Consider the following 16870-nt stretch of genomic DNA (forward strand, 5'->3'; position numbering starts at 1 on the left):
TCCTGAATGCGGCATCCGCTTTCGACCTACCGCCTGCAGATCCGCGAATCCTTCCCCCTCGGCACCGCCGCCGAGGTCACGGGCTACCTCCGTGACCTCGGGGTGTCGTGGGCGTACCTGTCGCCGCTGCTCGAAGCCACGCCCGGGTCCGACCACGGCTACGACGTCGTCGACGTCACGCGCGTCGACCCCGCGCGCGGCGGCGCCGAGGGGCTGGCGCGGTTCGCCGAGGCGGCCCGCGCCGAGGGGCTCGGCATCCTGGTCGACATCGTCCCCAACCACATGGGCGTCTCGGAACCGCGGACGAACGCGTGGTGGTGGGACGTGCTCCGCCAGGGGCGCGCGTCGGCCCACGCGGACGCGTTCGACATCGACTGGGAGTTCGGCGGCGGCAAGGTGCGCGTGCCCGTGCTCGGCGCCGATCTCGCCGACGTGATCGACGAGATCTCGTACGACCCGACGCCCGCGGCGGACGCCCCCGACGGGCTGATCCGGTACTACGACCACGTCTTCCCGGTCGCGCCCGGAACGGGGACCTCGGACGTCCGTGCGCTCCTCGACGCCCAGAACTTCGAACTGCGGTTTTGGCAGGACGAGGCGGCCGACCTCAACTACCGCCGCTTCTTCGCCGTCACGACGCTCGCGGGCGTGCGGGTCGAGCGCCCCGAGGTGTTCGACGCCACGCACGCGGAGATCCTGCGCTGGGTGCGCGAGGGCCTCGCCGACGGCCTGCGCGTCGACCACCCGGACGGTCTCGTCGATCCCGGCGGCTACCTCGACCGGCTCGCGACGGCGCTGCGCGAGGCGGGCGGTGAGGACGCCGGGTACGTGCTGGTCGAGAAGATCCTCGAGCACGGCGAGGCGCTGCCGTCGTGGTGGAAGACCGCCGGAACCACCGGATACGACGCGCTCGCCGAGATCGACCGCGTGCTCACCGATCCCGCGGGAGAGGCGGCGCTCGACGGCCTCGACGCGCGGCTGCGCGCCGACAGCGACCTCCCGGCGCTGACCGGCTGGCACGACCTCATCCACGACACCAAGCGCCGCATCGCCGACACGATCCAGGTGTCCGAGATCCGGCGCATCGTGCGCGGTCTTCCCGCCGCGCTGCGCGAGGAGTTCGGCGCCGAGGCGCTGCAGGACGCGCTCGCCGAGGTCCTCGCGTGCTTCCCGGTCTACCGCTCCTACCTCCCGGCCGGACGGTCGCACCTGGATGCCGCCGTCGGCGAGGCCGAGGAGCGTCGGCCCGACCTCGGCGACGTGCTCGACGCGCTCGTGCCGGCCCTGACCGACACCGATCTCGAGATCGCGTGGCGCTTCCAGCAGACGACCGGTCCGGTGATGGCGAAGGGTGTCGAGGACACCGCGTTCTACCGCTACACCCGCCTCGGATCGTTGACCGAGGTCGGCGGCGACCCGGCCGAGTTCTCGCTCGACGTCGACGGTTTCCACGCCGCGCAGGCGGCGCGGCAGGCGTCGTGGCCCACCGCCATGACGACCCTGTCGACCCACGACACCAAGCGCGGCGAGGACACCCGCGCCCGCATCGCCGTACTCGCGGAGATCCCGGCGCGGTGGGCCGAGGTGCTGGAGGAGTTCCGGGGCATCGCTTCGACCGGGCACGGCCCGTTCGACGCGCTGCTGTGGCAGGCGATCGTCGGGGCCTGGCCGGGCTCGGCATCCACGCGCTCCGGTCTCGCGGAGTACCGCGAGCGGCTGCACGCGTACGCCGAAAAGGCCGCGCGCGAGGCGTCCGAGGTCACCGGCTGGTGGGAGCAGGACGAGGCGTTCGAAGAGCGCATGCGCGCCGTCGTCGATGCGGCGACGGGCCCCGCGGCATCCCGTGTCCAGGCCTTCGTGGACGAGATCGCCGCCGACGGCTGGTCGAACGGACTCGCCGCGAAGCTGCTGCAGATCACCGGGCCCGGCGTACCCGACGTGTACCAGGGCTCGGAGCTGTGGGAGCAGTCCCTCGTCGACCCCGACAACCGCCGCCCCGTCGACTTCGCGGAACGGGCGCGCCTGTTGGCGGCGCTGGACGCGGAGGACGCGACGCTGCCGGCGGTGGATGCCACCGGCGCGGCGAAGCTGCTCGTGACCTCGCGTGCGCTCCGGGTGCGGCGCGACTGCCCCGAGCGGTATGCGCTGTACCGTCCGCTGGAGGCCGCGGGCGCGGCATCCGGGCACGTCGTCGCGTTCGATCGCGGCGGTGTCTCCGCCGTCGCGACCCGCCTCCCGCACGGCCTGCGGGCAGCCGGAGGCTGGCGCGACACCGTGCTGCTGCGCCCCGACGTCCCCGCCGTCGACGTGCTGACCGGCCGCCGCTTCCCCGGCGGCCCGGTCCCGCTCTCGGAGCTGCTGAGCGACCTCCCGGTCGCTCTCCTGGTCGACGAACCGGCCTGCTCCTGATTTCCCGGCGCGTGAGGGGTCAAGAATTGTCGCCTCACGCCCCCGCAAGCGACAGATATTGACCCCTCACGCGTGAAGGGGGGAGGAAGGGACAGGGACGGCATGAGCGTTGGACTGTGGGCACCCAAGAGCGACCGGGTGCGGCTGCGGCGGTTGGACGAGAGTGGCGAGGGCGTCGTCGAAGACGTCGAGCTCGCGCCGACGGGCGGCGGCTGGTGGAGCACCGACGTGCGCCTCGCGGACGGTGAGCGCTACGGCTTCGTCCTCGGCGACGGCGACGATCTGCGCCCCGACCCGCGGTCGCGGCGGCAGCCGGGCGGGGTGCACCAGGCATCCGCGTGGTTCGACCCCTCGACGTTCGCGTGGACGGATGCCGCCTGGACCGGGCGCCAGCTCGCCGGCGGCCTCATCTACGAGCTGCACCTCGGCACCTTCACGCCCGAGGGGACCCTGGATGCCGCGATCGACCGGCTCGACCACCTCGTCGACCTCGGCGTGACCCACGTCGAGCTGCTCCCGGTCAACGGCTTCAACGGCGTCTGGAACTGGGGCTACGACGGTGTGCTCTGGTACACCGTCCACGAGGCGTACGGCGGCCCGGCCGCGTACCAGCGCTTCGTCGACGCCGCGCACGCGGCGGGGCTCGGGGTCGTGCAGGACGTCGTCTACAACCACCTCGGACCGTCCGGGAACTACCTGCCCGAGTTCGGTCCGTACCTCCGTGAGGGCAGCCGCAACACGTGGGGCGACTCGATCAACCTCGACGAGGACGCCGTGCGCTCCTACATCGTCGAGAACGCGCTGATGTGGATGCGCGACTACCACGTCGACGGACTCCGTCTGGATGCCGTGCACGCGCTGCTCGACCATCGCCCGGTGCACGTGCTGCAGGAGATCGCCGAGCGCACCGACGCCCTGTCGGCGCACCGCGGCATCCCGCTCACCACGATCGCCGAGTCGGACATGAACGACCCGAAGCTGATCCTGCCGCGCGAAGCGGGTGGGTACGGACTCACCGCGCAGTGGTCCGACGACTGGCACCACACCGCGCACGTCGCCCTCACCGGCGAGACGATCGGCTACTACGAGGACTTCGCCGACCTCGACGCCTTCCGCAAGGTCACCGAGGGCGGCTTCTTCCACGACGGCACGTACTCGTCGTTCCGGGGTCGCGCACACGGCCACGTCATCCCCGCGGAGGTGCCGAACTGGCGTCTCGTGACGTTCGCGCAGGACCACGACCAGATCGGCAACCGCGCCGCCGGCGACCGCCTGTCGCAGACCCTGCCGTTCGACCGCCTCGCCGCGGCCGCCGTCCTCACCCTCACCGCTCCCGGCACCCCGATGCTGTTCATGGGCGAGGAGTGGGGCGCGAAGACCCCGTGGCAGTTCTTCACGTCGCACCCCGAACCCGAGCTCGGCGAGGCCACCGCCAAGGGCCGCGTCGCCGAGTTCGAGAAGATGGGGTGGGACGAGTCGGTGGTCCCCGACCCGCAGGATCCCGAGACGTTCCACCGCTCGAAGCTCGACTGGGCCGAGCCCGCGTCCGACGGCCACGCCGAACTCCTCGCGCTCTACCGCGAGCTGGCGAAGCTGCGGCGCGCGCGCCCCGAACTGACCGACCCGTCCCGCCACGGCCTGTCGGCGCGCACGACCGAGGCCGTCGGCGGCCGCGTCTACGAACTGCGCCGCGGCGACCTCGTCGTGCTCGTGAACCTCTCGGATGCCGCGGCGTCGGTGCCCGTGGCATCCGGTTCCGGGGTTCTGCTGGCCACGATCGACGGCGTGACGCTCGACGGCGACGCGCTCGAGGTCCCGGCGGGCGGCGCGGCGATCGCGGGACCGGCGCTGTAGGCGCCGTGCGCGCGGGCGGGCCTCAGTCGATCGAGGGCCGGATCAGGCGCAGGCCCGACACCACCGCCGGGGGCAGCAGGACGATCAGCGCGACGATGACCGCCGCGATCGCGATGGGCGTGCTCAGCGGCGTGCCGGTCAGGCGCTCCACGGCGAGCCACGACAGTCCCCACGCGAGCGCGAGAGCGGGGGCGACGCGCCAGCCGCTGCGCCACGCGATCGCAAGGCCGATGATCGCGACCACCACGAGCACGACGACGCCGATCGCGCTCGCCGCGTCCTCCCACGACGGCGGTGCCACGGTCGTCAGCCAGGCCGAGATGTTGGCGACGGTGGCGAGCGTCACCCATCCGAGATGCAGGCCCGTGACCCCGTCGATCAGCACCGAGTCGACGACCCCGCCGCGCGGATCACGCGTGACGACGGCCGTGCGGAACGCCCACCCCAGCGCCGCGAGCAGCAGCACGATCACCACGACCGTGAGGAACAGGGTGCCGAAACGCGCGGCGACCAGCCACAGCCCGTTCAGCACCATGGTCACCGCGATCGGCCAGCCCATCGCGCGCTGACGCTCCGAGGCGCGCTGGCGGGGGAGGGCCTGCCAGATCGCGTACGCGATGAGGCCGAGGTAGATGACCGACCAGATCGAGAACGCCGGACCCGCGGGCGCGAGGTACGAACCGCTGGTGTCGAGCGCGCCGCCCTGCTGATCCTGGACGGCGGTGTTGCCGAAGGCGCCGGCGCCGATCACGGCCGCGATGAGCATGAACGACACCGCGGACAGCACGACGATCTGTCGCACGAGGTCCGAGCCGCGGGCGTTCGAGGGGGAGTGGCGCGTCGAGTACATACCGAAACACTAGAAAAGCGAGACAGTTTGCGCACGCGGTTGACAGCGCGCGGCGATCGCGCTGCGTCAGGCGGCCAGCGCCCGCGCGGCGAACGTCCGGAGCAGCAGGGTCGGCTGCTCGACGGACACGGTGCGCACGAGCGCGGCGACCTCGTCGAAGGCATCCGCGTCGAAGTAGCCCGCCGCGCGGTACACGGCCATGCGTGCGACGAACGCCTCCGCCGTCGGCTCGGGATGGAACTGCGTCGCCCAAAGCGAGACGCCGGCGCGATACGCCTGAACCGGACACGCGTCGTTGCGCGCGAGGAGGGTCGCGCCCGGCGGAGCCTCCGCCGTGCCCTCCTTGTGCGCCGTGAGCGCCTCGAAACGGGGGTCGAGGATGCCGAACAGGTCGTCGTTCGCGCCCTCCGCGGTGAGCGCGATGTCGGTGGGGCCGGTGCCCTCGGGGTGATCGAGCGTCACGACGCCGCCGAGCAGACGCGTCACGACCCCGATGCCGAAGCACGTGAACATGACGTTCGTGCGGCCCTCGAGACCCGTGGATGCCAGGGACTCCAGGTCGCGCTCGAGCCGCAGCTGCACGTCGGTCTTGTCCGGATCGGTGACGTTGAAGGGGCTCCCGCCCACGACGACTCCGGCGTAGCGCTCGAGATCGGCGGGGAGGGGTTCGCGGACCAGGTCGTGGTGCACGAGATCGTCGCTCGCGACCCCGAGACCGTCGCGGAACGACGCCCACTCGGCGACCGCCGCCTCGCGCTGCGGGCGCGCGCAGACGTAGAGCAGTCGACCGGTCATCCGAGAATTCTATTCGGCACGGGGCAGCAGCCCCCAGGGCGTGACCTGCCGCGACAATGGGGGTATGACCACCGCGACCCTGCTCGTGACCGACGTCGAGAACCTCGGCGAGATCGTCGCCCTCCTGCGCGCAGCCGCGGCCGAGCTCGACTGCGGCCTCACCGTCCGAACCCTTGCGGGAGACGACGTCGACGAAGCCGAGACGGCGGCGGCAGCGCGCCGCGACCGGGAGCGCAAGCGCCTGCCCATCCCGGTCAAGGTCGACCTCCACGCCCTGTCGGACGGACCCGTGGATGCCGAGGCGGTCCTGCGCGGTGCGCGGGCACGCGGGCTGCGCGGCGGCGCGACGGTCGACGAGGTGCGCCGCACGACGAAGCGCTGAGCGGCGGCGGCGCCCCTCGCGTCAGCGCGAGGAGCGGGCGGTGCGGCCGCGGACGATGCCCACGAAGGTGTCGACGTCCTCGGTCGTCGCGTCGCGTCGCCACGCGACGGCGACGGTCGACACGGGGCCGTCGGCGAGCACCCGGTACTCCACGTCGCGGCGCTGGTGCGCCCGCGCAAGCGACATCGGGACGATCACGACGCCGACCCCGGCGGCCACGGTCGCGATCGCTTCCCCGGTGTCGACCGGGGGCGCGAACGCCGGGGGGATGGCATCCGGGATCTGCGCTCCCAGGACGTCATCGGCGGGGACGATCACGATCTCGCCGGCGAGGTCGGCCGCCGTGATCTCCTCGTCGGCCGCGGTCAGCGGCGACTCGGTCGACATCACGACGACGGGGAGCTCGTCGTAGAGGGGGATGACGTGCAGGTCGTCGGCGCCGTCGATCGGGAGGCGCACCAGGGCCGCGTCGACGTCGTCGAGGGCGGCGCGCTGCGTGGATGCCGCGATCTCCCGCAACTCCAGCGACACGTGCGGCATCCGCTCGCGCCAGACGCCGATCCACTTCCCGGGGGTCGCGCCCGGGACCGCGCCGAGGGTGAACGTCCGCGGCACTTCGCGAGGTGCGGGAGCCGGCTTCCGCTGCGGCCGCGCCGGGGCGGCCTTCCGCGCGGGCGCTCCGGCGCGCGGACGGCCCGTGCCGCCGCGCGAACCCCGTGCTCCGCTCCCGCTCTTCGCCATCCCCCCAGGCTAACGTGGGGGAATGGTCGGCATCCTGGCGCTCGTCTTCGCGGGGCTCGCGGCCCTGCTCCACGTCTACATCTTCGTTCTGGAGAGCGTGCGCTGGTCGCACCCCAGCGTGTGGCGCATCTTCGGCCTCACCTCGCAGGAGGCGGCCGACACCACCAAGCCCATGGCGTACAACCAGGGCTTCTACAACCTCTTCCTCGCGATCGGTGCGGGGCTCGGTGTGGTTCTCTGGGCGGTCAACGGTGTGGGCGATATCGCCGGCCGGACGCTGCTGCTGTTCTCGCTCGGGTCCATGCTCGCCGCGGCTCTCGTTCTCATCACCTCGGGGCGGAAGTACCTCCGGCCCGCCACGATCCAGGGGACCCTTCCGCTGATCGGTTTCGTGCTGACGCTGCTCGCCTGAGTTCTTCGACGTCGAGGGAATTCGCGACGGAAATCTCGACATCGAGGAAATCGCGAGCTCGGAATTTCCTCGACGTCGAAAAGAATGCGCTGCGCTTTCTCTCGGCGTCGAAGCATATTCCGCTTCGAAAAGGCGAAACCCGCACGTTCCGAAGAACGTGCGGGTGATGGATGCCGCGAAGCGTGTGCCTCAGGCCGCCAGGCGAAGACCTCGTCGATCGGTGGCGACGGCTTCGCCGTCATTGATGATCTCGTCGTCCCCGATGAGCGAGCCGACCGCCACGCGGGCGTTCGACCCGACCTGCGTGCGGACGCCGATGTGCGCGCCGGCGCCGATCACCGCGCCCGAACAGATGTGCGCGTGCGGTTCGATGTGCGCCTCCGGCCCGATCACGGCATCCGACTCGATCCAGGCGCCGCGACCCACACGGACACCGGCCGCGATCTGCACTCCGGGTTCGACGTACGCGCCGTTCTCCACCAGTGCCGACGGGTGGACCTTCGCGCCGTGCGCGACGAGTCCACGACCGTTGACGTGCTTGCGGTAACGCAGCGTCTCGCCGTGGTCGTTCTCGATGTCGATGTAGTTCTTTCCCACGATCCCCTCCGATCGGCTCTCGGGTGAGCCGACTTGTGTGACAACCGATACGGGTTCGATCTCATTCCCGTGCATGGTTGTTCGGCGCGGACGCCCGGTCGGATTTCCGCCGGACCACGGTATTTTCCGCTGCGCCGGTTTGTCTCAGACCGTTGTCGCACGCGCGGGCGTACAGGAACGGCGGGTTGACAGCGGGGCGGAGAACACTCACTGTCCGCGATGCTCGTCACCCGATACGGTGACGTCATGCCGTGGCGGACGTACTGGCCTGCACTCGCTCTCTCCGTGCCCGTGGGGAGTGCCGTCGGAGCGCTGTGCGGTGCTCTCGTCTTCGCCGCGGGCCTGAACTGGGGATCGGCTCTCGCACTGATCTCGACGGGAGCGGTCGGCGGCGCCGTGAACGCGGTCTTCGCGGCCGTCGGTGGCCTCATCGCTGTTGCGATGGTGACACGGCGTGGCGGTACGCGCGTCATCGGTGCGGCCGTGGGGGGAGCGGCCGCGGCGGCCGCCGCCGCGGTGGCGTCGGCCGCATGCGCCGTGTTGATGTCGGGGGCGCGATTCCTCGACCGGAGGCTCGGCCGACGGTCGCTCACGCCCGAGCCCTGACCGCTCCGAGCACAGCCCTCGTCAGCGCGGCGCCCCCGGCCACGTCACGGGCGGAGGGCGTCGAACGCTTCCCGGACGTTGGCGGTGTCGTACACGATGTGCAACTCGCTGATCCGACCGTCGTCGTCGACCTCGGCGATGTCGACCACGCGGAACGGTGCGGGGGTGCCGTTCGACAGCGTCCAGTCGAAGTCGAACCAGAACGCGATCGACTTCTCGGCGTGGAAGACGGTCCGCAGCGTCAGCTTCGAGTCGCCCGTGTCGGCGAAGAGTCGGGGGTAGAAGTCCAGCGCGAGGAGGTCGCCGTACAGCGGCGAATGCACGATCGCGTCGGGGGCGAAGAGTTCGAGCACGCGGCGCGGATCGCCCGATTCGAGCGCGGCCAGGTAGTCCTCGGCAAGGGGCATGCGTCGATGATATTGCCGGTCCGGCCCTCGCCCGTTGCGTGTCATTCCGGTTGGCAGGTGGGGCACCAGAAGACGTTGCGTTCGCTCGTCGCCGAGGCGCCCAGGGTGGTGGCGCGGATGGGTGTGCCGCACCGGCGGCACGGTGCTCCCTCGCGGCCGTAGACCCACATGCGCCGACCGGGGCGGCTGTCGCCGGTGAAGGTGCGTTCGGCGCGGGGGAGGTTCGCGTGGATCATCCGATAGCCGAGCGCGATGGTCGCCGCCACGTCGATCTCGTTCGCCGGGGTGGTGGGGGCGATGCCGCGGACGAAGAGCAGCTCGTTCGCGTACACGTTGCCGAAACCGGCGACGTTGCGCTGGTCGAGCAGCGCGACGTGGGCGGCGCGGGTGTCGGCGGAGACGCGGCGGACGGCCTCGGCCTCATTCCAGTCGGGGCCGAGCAGATCGGGACCCAGGTGACCGACGACCCGGTCCTCGTCGGCCGTGGGCAGCACCTCGACCATCGCGAGGTCGAACCCGACGGTGTCGGCGCCCGTCACCCCGACGATCGCCCGTGCCTTGAACGCGGGGCGGCGCCACCGTTCGCCCGGACGATAGACGTCCCACCGGCCCTCCATCTTGAGGTGCGAGTGGAGCGTGTAAGCGCCGATGCGTTCGAGCAGATGCTTTCCGCGCGCGACCACCTCGTGCACCGTCTCGCCGCGCAGGTCGGCGGCGGCGCTGCCCGGGACGCGGATGTCGAACCTCGTCACCTCGCGGCCCGCGAGCGCGGCGGAGAGCTTCGCGGCCGCGCGGTGGACGGTGTCGCCCTCAGGCACGGGCGGCCTCGCGCAGCGTATCGCCCGCGGTGAGGCGGCGCAGCGTGAGCCCGCGCGGCGACTCCACGAACCCCGCCTCGCGCAGCGCGCGACCGACGGTGGTACCGAAGACGAACTCTCCGTTCACCTGTTCGACCGTGAGCGTGTCGAGTCGCCGACGGCGCGAGGTCTCCGCCAGATCGCGGGCTGCAGCCTGAAGCCGAGCCTCGTCCTCCGTGAAGGCGAGGGCGCTTCGCCCGCCCCGCTCGAGGTACAGGGTCAGCTCGCCGTCGACGAGCACGACCAGACCCCCCGCCTTCCGCCCCGGGCGGTGGGTCACCCCCTCCAGCGCGGGCCAACCGAGCGCCGCTCCGTAGGGGTTCGCCGGGTCGGTCGCGGCGAGGGTGACGGTCCGCAGCGGCGGCGGGTCGGCGACCGCGGCGAACTCGCGCAGCCGGTCGACAGTGGCCGACGCCGCGAACTGCGCGGCGCCGAGCTTCTCGATCACGTACCCGCGGCGGCAGTGTCCCGCCTCCTCGAACCCGGCGAGGATGCGGTACACCTGCGCGAAACCGCCCGGGACGCCCTCGGACTGCACGGCGCCGCGCGTGACGACGCCGTAGCGGTCGAGGAGCAGGCTCGCCGTCGCGGTCGCCCGGGCCGCGGCATCCGGTTCCCGATCCGGGAGCAGCGACCAGCGCCCGCCGAGCGACGGCGGCCGGGGAGCCGAGGTCGGCCGCGGCAGGGTCGCTCCGCGGTACATGCGCGCGCGGGGAGCCCTCCGCGCGACGCGGTGGGCCTGGCCACCCCCGCCGAGCAGCGCGCGGACGGGAGCGAACGTGTCGTTCGTGACGCGACCGGCCCACGTCAGCGCCCACAGCGCGTCGTTGACGGACTGCTCGTTCTCGGCCCCGACCAGCTGTTTCAGCTGCGCCGCGAAGTAGGCGCCGCCGCCGTCGAGAGCCGCCAGCAGGCGGGCTTCGAGCGAGTCGGGCGCGGGATCTTCGGGGTCGTCCGGGTCCTGCAGCGTGAAGGGTGCCGCTTCGGCGGGATGCAGGGCGATCCACCCGTCCCGCCCGGGCAGGGTGCCGTGCCCCGACCACACGACCTCACCGGTCGCCGTCAGTTCGTCGAGCAGCGCCGGGGTGTAGTCGGCGACGCGCGAGGGCAGCACGAGCGACTCCCACGCGCTCGCCGGGATCGGGACGCCCGCGAGCTGTTCCACCACCGCGAGCACGCCGTCCACGCCCTCGAGGGGCCGCGTGAGATGCTGCCACACGGGCAGGAACCGCGCGTACGCCGACGGGGGCACGGGCTCGACGCTGCCGCGGATCGCCGCGAGCGACCGCATCCGCAGCCGACGTAGGACCTCGGCGTCGCACCACTCGGTGTCGTCGCCGCGTCCGCCCGCCGCCTCGGGCAGGAAGAAGCCGCTCGCCAAGCGTCCCTGCGACTCCAGGCGCTGCAGTGTCAGACGCGCGACCGCGACGCCCACGCCGAGGCGCTCGGCGACCGCGTGGGTCGTGAACGGCCCGTGCGTGCGGGCGTAGCGCGCGACGAGGTCGCCGAGCGGGTCGGCCACGGGCTCGAGGAAGGCGTTCGGGATGCCGACGGGCAGGGCCGCGCCGAGTGCGTCACGCAGGCGCCCCGCGTCCTCGATGCCCGCAACCCGGGAGACACCCGCGATCGTCACCGGGATCGCCCGACGTTCGTCGATGAGCGACTGGAGGTGCGCGGAAGCCTCGCTGAGCGACTCGCCCTCGAGACGGGCGGCGACCTCGGTGGCATCCAGGGGACCGAGGAGGCGCAGGAGGTCGGCCACGCCCTCGACCCCGCGTGCCCGGCGGTCCGGATCGAGCCGCTGCGCCTCGCGCTCGAACTGCGCGATGACCTCGGGGTCGAGCAGCTCGCGCATCTCGACCTTGCCGAGCAGCTCGCTCAGCAGCGCCGGGTCGACCGAGAGCGCGGCCGCGCGGCGTTCGGCGAGTGGCGAGTCGCCCTCGTACATGAACGCGCCGACGTACCCGAACAGCAGGTCGCGCGCGTACGGCGACGGCTGGCTGGTGGTGGTCTCGACCAGACGGATCCGGCGTTCGCCGATCTGCCGTGCCACGCGCAACAGGGCGGGGAGGTCGTAGACGTCCTGCAGCACCTCGCGCAGCGTCTCGAGGATGATCGGGAACGACGGATGCCGACGGGCCACCTCGAGCAGCTGGGCCGAGCGCTGACGCTGCTGCCACAGCGGCGACCGGCGGTTCGGATTCAGCCGCGGAAGCAGCAGCGCGCGGGCCGCGCACTCGCGGAAGCGCGACGCGAAGAGCGCGGAGCCCCCGACCTCGTCGGTGACGATCTGCTCCAACTCGTCGGGTTCGAAGACGAAGAGATCGGCTCCGGGCGGTTCGGCCGCGGCATCCGGAACTCGCGCGATGATGCCGTCATCGCTCGCGACCGCGGCGCCCTCGACGCCCAGACGTTCACGGATCCGCGCGTTGACCGCCAGCGCCCACGGCGAATGCACCTGCATGCCGTACGGCGAGTGCAGGATGATGCGCCAGTCACCGACCTCGTCGCGGCTGCGCTCGACCGTCAGCGTGCGGTCGGTGGGGAGGCTGCCGGTCGCCTCGCGCTGTTCGGCGAGGTACGCGAGGAGGTTGGTGATGGCGTTGTCGTCGAGGCCCGACTCGCGCAGACGCTCTTCCGCCTTGGCGCGATCGGCGCCGGCGATGTCGCGCGAGAACTTGCCGAGCGCTTCGCCGAGCTCGGCGGGGCGGCCGAGGCCGTCGCCGTGCCAGAACGGCAGCTTCCCCGGCTGGCCGAACGCCGGGACGACGTTGACGCGGTCGTGCGTGATCTCGACGATCCGCCAGCTGGTGGTGCCCAGGGTGAAGACGTCGTTGACCCGCGACTCGTAGACCATCTCTTCGTCGAGTTCGCCGACGCGGGCGTTCTGCGATTCGCCCGCGACGAACACGCCGAACAGGCCGCGGTCGGGGATCGTGCCGCCGCTCGTGACCGCGACGCGCTGCGCGCCCGGACGGCCGGTGAGGGTGCCCGCGTCGCGATCCCAGACGAGCCGCGGCCGCAGCTCGGCGAACTCGTCGGACGGGTAGCGCCCCGCGAGCAGATCGAGCGTCGCCTCGTACGCCGAGCGGGGGAGCGAGCGGAACGGCGCGCTGCGCTTGACCGTCTCGAACCACTCCTCGACGTCGATCGCCCCGAGGGCGCAGGCCGCGACCGTCTGCTGCGCGAGGATGTCGAGCGGGTTCTGGGGGACCGCGATCGCCTCGATCTTGCCCGACAGCATGCGTTCGGTCACGACCGCCGTGTGCAGCACGTCGCTGCGGTGCTTCGGGAACAGCGCGGCCCGGCTCACCTCGCCGACCTGGTGGCCCGCGCGTCCGACGCGCTGGAGACCGGATGCCGCGCTCGGCGGCGCCTCGACCTGGATGACGAGGTCGACCGAGCCCATGTCGATGCCGAGCTCGAGGCTGCTGGTGGCGACGACGCAGCGCAGGGTGCCGGACTTCAACTCGTCTTCGACCTGCGCCCGCTGCTCCTTCGACACCGAGCCGTGGTGCGCCTTGGCGAGGATCGCGGCGACGCCCGCGGACGATCCCGCCTGCGCCATCATGCTGGCCGGGACGGTCGGCTCGGGAACGTCGATGCCCTGCCGTTCCGCATAAATCTCGTTCAGACGCCCGGTCAGCCGCTCGGCCAGCCGGCGCGAGTTGGCGAAGACGATGGTCGAGCGGCGCTCGAGGATGCGGTCGACGATCGCCTCTTCGACGTGCGGCCACACCGACCCGGACATCTCGGTGCTCTCGGGCCGCTCGGAGAACCACTCGCCGTCGGCCGGGTCGTCGGGAGCAGGGCTGCCGGGCGGGGGCGGCGGGTTGAGCATGTCGTCGACGGGCACGACCACCGAGAGGTCGAACGCCTTCGTCGCGCGCGGGGCCACGATGTCGACGGGCTGCGCGCCGCCGAGGAAGCGGGCGACCTCGTCGATCGGGCGCACGGTCGCCGAGAGCCCGATGCGCTGCGCCGGGGCGTCGAGGAGCGCGTCGAGCCGCTCGAGGCTCACCGCGAGGTGCGCACCGCGCTTGGTCGCGGCGACCGCGTGCACCTCGTCGATGATGACGGTGTGGACCCCGCGCAGGGTCTCGGCCGCCTGGCTCGTGAGCATCAGGTACAGCGACTCGGGCGTCGTGATGAGGATGTCGGGCGGGTCGGTGACGAGCTTGCGCCGGTCGCTCGAGGTCGTGTCGCCCGAGCGCACGCCCACCGTGACCGCGGGCACGTCGATCCCGAGCCGCCGGGCGGACTGCCCGATCCCGACGAGCGGTGAACGCAGGTTGCGCTCGACGTCGACGCCGAGGGCCTTGAGCGGCGAGATGTACAGGATGCGGGTGCGCGTGGGCGTCTTCTTCGTGCCGCGGCGCGGGGGAGTGGCATCCGGAACCTCGGGCGCCTTCTCGCGGAACACCCGGTCGATCGCGAACAGGAAGGCCGAGAGCGTCTTGCCGGACCCGGTGGGCGCGACCACGAGGGCGTTGCGGCCGGATGCCACGGACTCCCACGCGCCCTTCTGGGCCGTCGTGGGCGCGGAGAACGCACCGCGGAACCAGTCCTGCGTCGCAGGACCGAATCTGTCGAGGACGTCGGCCATGCCGACATCCTCCCCCGGACCTCCGACATCGGGCCGGGGTTGACGTTCGCTGGTCGCGGAACGGTCAGGACCGCGCGACCAGCCGCGCGTCGAGGAACGCGCGCACGTCCGCCAGCTCCTCCTCGGACACCGAGTGCGTCAGCCCCGGGTACACGCGGCCCGTCAGCTCGCTGTGGGCGGGGAGCCACTGCGTCGTCATGTCGACGAGCGCCGGCGGGATGACATCGTCGCGCGACCCGCGGCCCCAGAAGACCGGCGGTCGGCGCTCGGCGAGGACCGCGTCGCCGGGCAGCTCCCCGCCCGCGGCGTACCCCGCGAGGACGACCGCGAAAGACACGGCCTCCGGGGCGACCCGCAGCGTCTGGAGGGCGACCGCGCCGCCCTGCGAGAAGCCGAGGAGCCCGACGGGACGGTCGCCGAGGTGCTCGGCGATCCACGCGAGGAGGGCTTCAGCAGCGAGCGTGACGGCACCGGGATCGCGGCCGTTGAGCCCCTCGATCGGGTACCAGGACGCTCCCGGCGTCGGCCACGGGGGCGTGAGCGGCGCGCGGACGCTCGCGACCGCGAAGTCATCCGGCAGGTACGGAACGAGGCCGAAGAGATCGTGCTCGTCGGCCGCGTAGCCGTGCAGCAGGAGCAGCACGGGGCGGTCGCCGATGTCGGCCGGCGGCACGGACCAGCGGACGACGGACGGGTCGAGGATCGGGCGCTCGCTCATGCGGCCATTGTGGCGCAGGCCTCCGACACGGGCGCCGGGGAGTGGCATCCACCCCTCCTCCCCATCCCGCGGAGAGCCCGGGTTCGTCCCCACCGCGTAGGTATCGCCGCGGACCGTTGATATACAGGGAGCATGCCTGTCCGCACACCCGACCCCGAACCCGGCGACAACGGCGACGAGCGCGAGCCGCTCTCGACGCCCTTCTCGGGCGCGCCCGCCGGCTCCGGTCCGAACACGAACCCGGCGTGGCTGAGCGAGGTCGAGCTCGCCGAGGCGCGTCGACGGCTGCCGATGCTGTACGTCGAGGCGCTGCCCGTGCGGACCGACGGCATGGGCGCGGTGACGCAGGTCGGCATTCTGCTGCGCGCGACCCCGCTGGGCGAGATGACGCGCACGCTCGTGTCGGGCCGCGTGCGGTACGGCGAGACGGTGCGCGACGCGCTGTTCCGGCACGTCGAGAACGACCTGGGCCCCATGGCCTTCCCGCTCCTCCCGCCGCAGCCGGCGCCGTTCACGGTCGCGGAGTATTTCCCGCTCCCCGGTGTCAGCGCGTTCCACGACGACCGCCAGCACGCGGTTTCGTTGGCCTTCGTCGTCCCCGTCACCGGAACCTGCGAACCCCGCCAGGACGCGCTCGAGGTCACGTGGCTGTCGCCCGAGGAGGCGGCATCCGATGCCCTCTCCGCCGAGATGGAGGGCGGCCGCGGCACGCTCATCCGCCTCGGCCTGGCGTCGGTGGGCGCGCTGCGCTGACCCCCGTCGGACCCGGATGCCGATGGACACCTCCCTCGTCGATCTCGCGATCGCGTTGCCCGTCGTCCTGGCGCTGGCCGCGCTCATCGCACTCGTGCTGCGGCGCGCGTTCGGCCCCGCGCGGTCGCTGAGCATGCCGACCATGACGGTGATCGGCGTGCTGGGAGTGAGCGTCGGGCTGCTGCTGTCGGCGTGGGTCGGCGGCGCTGCGCGGCTCTGGGTGCCCACGACGATCCTGTTCTCCGTCGGCGCGAGCCTCGGGCTGTCGGCGGTCGTCGCCGCGGTGGTCGCCGCGGCGCGTCGCGACGGCGGGGACATCGACGTGCCCGCGCTGCTGCGCGCGGGGGAGTCCGACCGGGTGGAGTTCAAGGAGACCGCGCGGTGGAACGTCCGCGAGAACCGCAAGGACGCGCGCATGGAGATCGCGATCGCCAAGTCGGTCGCGGCGTTCCTGAACTCGCGGGGCGGAACGCTCGTGATCGGCGCGGATGACACCGGCACGGCCATCGGGCTCGACCGCGACCTCGCGACCATGCGCACGCCCGATCACGACCGCTTCGAGCTGTGGCTGCGCGACATGCTCTCGAAGGCGATCGGCCGCAACGCCGCGGCGCAGCCGCGCATCGTCTTCGCCTCAGCCGGCGACGGTCACCCTGCGGTGTGCGTCGTGGTGTGCCGCCCCGCGGCGCGGCCGGTGTTCCTGACCCAGCCCAAGGACGGCGGCTCGGTCACCGACCTGTGGGTGCGTGTGGGCAACTCCAGCCGCGCGCTGGGCGTCGATGAGGCCGTCGAGTACGTGGCGCGGCACTGGCGTCCGTCCCCCTCGACGCTCGTGCTCGGTCGCCCCTCGGCGCGCTGAGACGCGGCCGCCGTCCGACGGCGG

The 16870-nt window shown here is 72.4% G+C and carries 15 protein-coding genes; 7 read left to right on the forward strand and 8 right to left on the reverse strand.

What is annotated here, in order from left to right:
* Positions 1 to 6: 6 nt before the first annotated feature.
* Both treY and treZ read left to right on the forward strand, forming a co-directional pair.
* On the forward strand, positions 7 to 2409 hold the full coding sequence (treY, locus tag AVW09_RS03955) for a malto-oligosyltrehalose synthase (protein ID WP_063256779.1): 2403 nt from the start codon (positions 7 to 9) through the stop codon (positions 2407 to 2409).
* Positions 2410 to 2511: 102 nt separating this feature from the next.
* On the forward strand, positions 2512 to 4263 hold the full coding sequence (gene treZ / locus AVW09_RS03960) for a malto-oligosyltrehalose trehalohydrolase (RefSeq protein WP_063256780.1): 1752 nt from the start codon (positions 2512 to 2514) through the stop codon (positions 4261 to 4263).
* Positions 4264 to 4285: 22 nt separating this feature from the next.
* Here treZ and AVW09_RS03965 read toward each other — a convergent pair whose 3' ends face one another.
* On the reverse strand, positions 4286 to 5113 hold the full coding sequence (locus tag AVW09_RS03965; protein WP_063256781.1) for a tryptophan-rich sensory protein: 828 nt from the start codon (positions 5111 to 5113) through the stop codon (positions 4286 to 4288).
* Between the two features lie 66 nt (positions 5114 to 5179).
* The gene (locus AVW09_RS03970; RefSeq protein WP_063256782.1) at positions 5180 to 5908 is read right to left on the reverse strand and encodes a GMP synthase; all 729 of its coding nucleotides are present in this window, start codon (positions 5906 to 5908) and stop codon (positions 5180 to 5182) included.
* 64 nt (positions 5909 to 5972) lie between these two features.
* Here AVW09_RS03970 and AVW09_RS03975 point away from each other — a divergent pair, with 64 nt between their 5' ends.
* Positions 5973 to 6290, forward strand: a complete 318-nt coding sequence (locus AVW09_RS03975) for a hypothetical protein (protein ID WP_063256783.1) — start codon at positions 5973 to 5975, stop codon at positions 6288 to 6290.
* Positions 6291 to 6311: 21 nt separating this feature from the next.
* Here AVW09_RS03975 and AVW09_RS03980 read toward each other — a convergent pair whose 3' ends face one another.
* Positions 6312 to 7031, reverse strand: coding sequence for a LysR substrate-binding domain-containing protein (locus AVW09_RS03980; protein WP_063256784.1), 720 nt, complete (start codon positions 7029 to 7031; stop codon positions 6312 to 6314).
* Between the two features lie 22 nt (positions 7032 to 7053).
* Between AVW09_RS03980 and AVW09_RS03985 the strand changes: the two genes are divergently transcribed.
* Complete coding sequence (locus AVW09_RS03985) at positions 7054 to 7443, forward strand: DUF1304 domain-containing protein (protein WP_063256785.1); 390 nt, start codon at positions 7054 to 7056, stop codon at positions 7441 to 7443.
* Between the two features lie 189 nt (positions 7444 to 7632).
* Here the strand turns inward: AVW09_RS03985 and AVW09_RS03990 are convergent, their stop codons facing one another.
* A complete protein-coding gene (locus AVW09_RS03990) occupies positions 7633 to 8040 on the reverse strand; it encodes a UDP-3-O-(3-hydroxymyristoyl)glucosamine N-acyltransferase (RefSeq protein ID WP_022877677.1) in 408 nt (135 codons plus the stop codon).
* 219 nt (positions 8041 to 8259) lie between these two features.
* On the opposite strand from AVW09_RS03990, the gene AVW09_RS03995 reads away from it, so the two are divergent.
* Complete coding sequence (locus AVW09_RS03995) at positions 8260 to 8646, forward strand: hypothetical protein (protein WP_063256786.1); 387 nt, start codon at positions 8260 to 8262, stop codon at positions 8644 to 8646.
* A 44-nt stretch (positions 8647 to 8690) separates the two neighbouring features.
* On the opposite strand, the gene AVW09_RS04000 is transcribed toward AVW09_RS03995, so the two are convergent.
* The 4 genes from AVW09_RS04000 to AVW09_RS04015 all read right to left on the reverse strand — a co-directional run bounded on the left by AVW09_RS04000 (position 8691) and on the right by AVW09_RS04015 (position 15234).
* Positions 8691 to 9053, reverse strand: a complete 363-nt coding sequence (locus AVW09_RS04000; RefSeq protein ID WP_063256787.1) for a nuclear transport factor 2 family protein — start codon at positions 9051 to 9053, stop codon at positions 8691 to 8693.
* Between the two features lie 41 nt (positions 9054 to 9094).
* Positions 9095 to 9871 (reverse strand): DNA-formamidopyrimidine glycosylase family protein, encoded by a 777-nt coding sequence (locus tag AVW09_RS04005; protein ID WP_063256788.1) that lies wholly within the window; start codon positions 9869 to 9871, stop codon positions 9095 to 9097.
* Entirely contained in the window at positions 9864 to 14516 is a 4653-nt protein-coding gene (locus AVW09_RS04010) for an ATP-dependent helicase (protein WP_063256789.1), read from the reverse strand. The genes AVW09_RS04005 and AVW09_RS04010 overlap by 8 nt, the downstream gene beginning before the upstream one ends.
* Before the next feature lie 64 nt (positions 14517 to 14580).
* Positions 14581 to 15234, reverse strand: coding sequence for an alpha/beta hydrolase (locus AVW09_RS04015; protein WP_063256790.1), 654 nt, complete (start codon positions 15232 to 15234; stop codon positions 14581 to 14583).
* A gap of 132 nt (positions 15235 to 15366) precedes the next feature.
* Here AVW09_RS04015 and AVW09_RS04020 point away from each other — a divergent pair, with 132 nt between their 5' ends.
* Both AVW09_RS04020 and AVW09_RS04025 read left to right on the forward strand, forming a co-directional pair.
* Positions 15367 to 15987: an NUDIX hydrolase family protein gene (locus AVW09_RS04020; protein WP_022877671.1), complete on the forward strand. Its 621-nt coding sequence runs from the start codon at positions 15367 to 15369 to the stop codon at positions 15985 to 15987.
* 22 nt (positions 15988 to 16009) lie between these two features.
* The gene (locus AVW09_RS04025) at positions 16010 to 16846 is read left to right on the forward strand and encodes an AlbA family DNA-binding domain-containing protein (protein WP_063256791.1); all 837 of its coding nucleotides are present in this window, start codon (positions 16010 to 16012) and stop codon (positions 16844 to 16846) included.
* The last annotated feature ends 24 nt before the right edge of the window (positions 16847 to 16870 follow it).

Source organism: Microbacterium sp. T32 (genome assembly GCF_001619615.1).
Classification (GTDB): Bacteria; Actinomycetota; Actinomycetes; order Actinomycetales; family Microbacteriaceae; genus Microbacterium.

Excerpts from the sequence above, each read along its gene's own strand:
- treY (WP_063256779.1), top strand. The coding sequence starts at position 7 with ATGCGGCATCCGCTTTCGACCTACCGCCTGCAGATCCGCGAATCCTTC.
- treZ (WP_063256780.1), top strand. The coding sequence starts at position 2,512 with ATGAGCGTTGGACTGTGGGCACCCAAGAGCGACCGGGTGCGGCTGCGG.
- AVW09_RS03965 (WP_063256781.1), bottom strand. The coding sequence starts at position 5,113 with ATGTACTCGACGCGCCACTCCCCCTCGAACGCCCGCGGCTCGGACCTC.
- AVW09_RS03970 (WP_063256782.1), bottom strand. The coding sequence starts at position 5,908 with ATGACCGGTCGACTGCTCTACGTCTGCGCGCGCCCGCAGCGCGAGGCG.
- AVW09_RS03975 (WP_063256783.1), top strand. The coding sequence starts at position 5,973 with ATGACCACCGCGACCCTGCTCGTGACCGACGTCGAGAACCTCGGCGAG.
- AVW09_RS03980 (WP_063256784.1), bottom strand. The coding sequence starts at position 7,031 with ATGGCGAAGAGCGGGAGCGGAGCACGGGGTTCGCGCGGCGGCACGGGC.
- AVW09_RS03985 (WP_063256785.1), top strand. The coding sequence starts at position 7,054 with ATGGTCGGCATCCTGGCGCTCGTCTTCGCGGGGCTCGCGGCCCTGCTC.
- AVW09_RS03995 (WP_063256786.1), top strand. The coding sequence starts at position 8,260 with ATGCTCGTCACCCGATACGGTGACGTCATGCCGTGGCGGACGTACTGG.
- AVW09_RS04000 (WP_063256787.1), bottom strand. The coding sequence starts at position 9,053 with ATGCCCCTTGCCGAGGACTACCTGGCCGCGCTCGAATCGGGCGATCCG.
- AVW09_RS04010 (WP_063256789.1), bottom strand. The coding sequence starts at position 14,516 with ATGGCCGACGTCCTCGACAGATTCGGTCCTGCGACGCAGGACTGGTTC.
- AVW09_RS04015 (WP_063256790.1), bottom strand. The coding sequence starts at position 15,234 with ATGAGCGAGCGCCCGATCCTCGACCCGTCCGTCGTCCGCTGGTCCGTG.
- AVW09_RS04020 (WP_022877671.1), top strand. The coding sequence starts at position 15,367 with ATGCCTGTCCGCACACCCGACCCCGAACCCGGCGACAACGGCGACGAG.
- AVW09_RS04025 (WP_063256791.1), top strand. The coding sequence starts at position 16,010 with ATGGACACCTCCCTCGTCGATCTCGCGATCGCGTTGCCCGTCGTCCTG.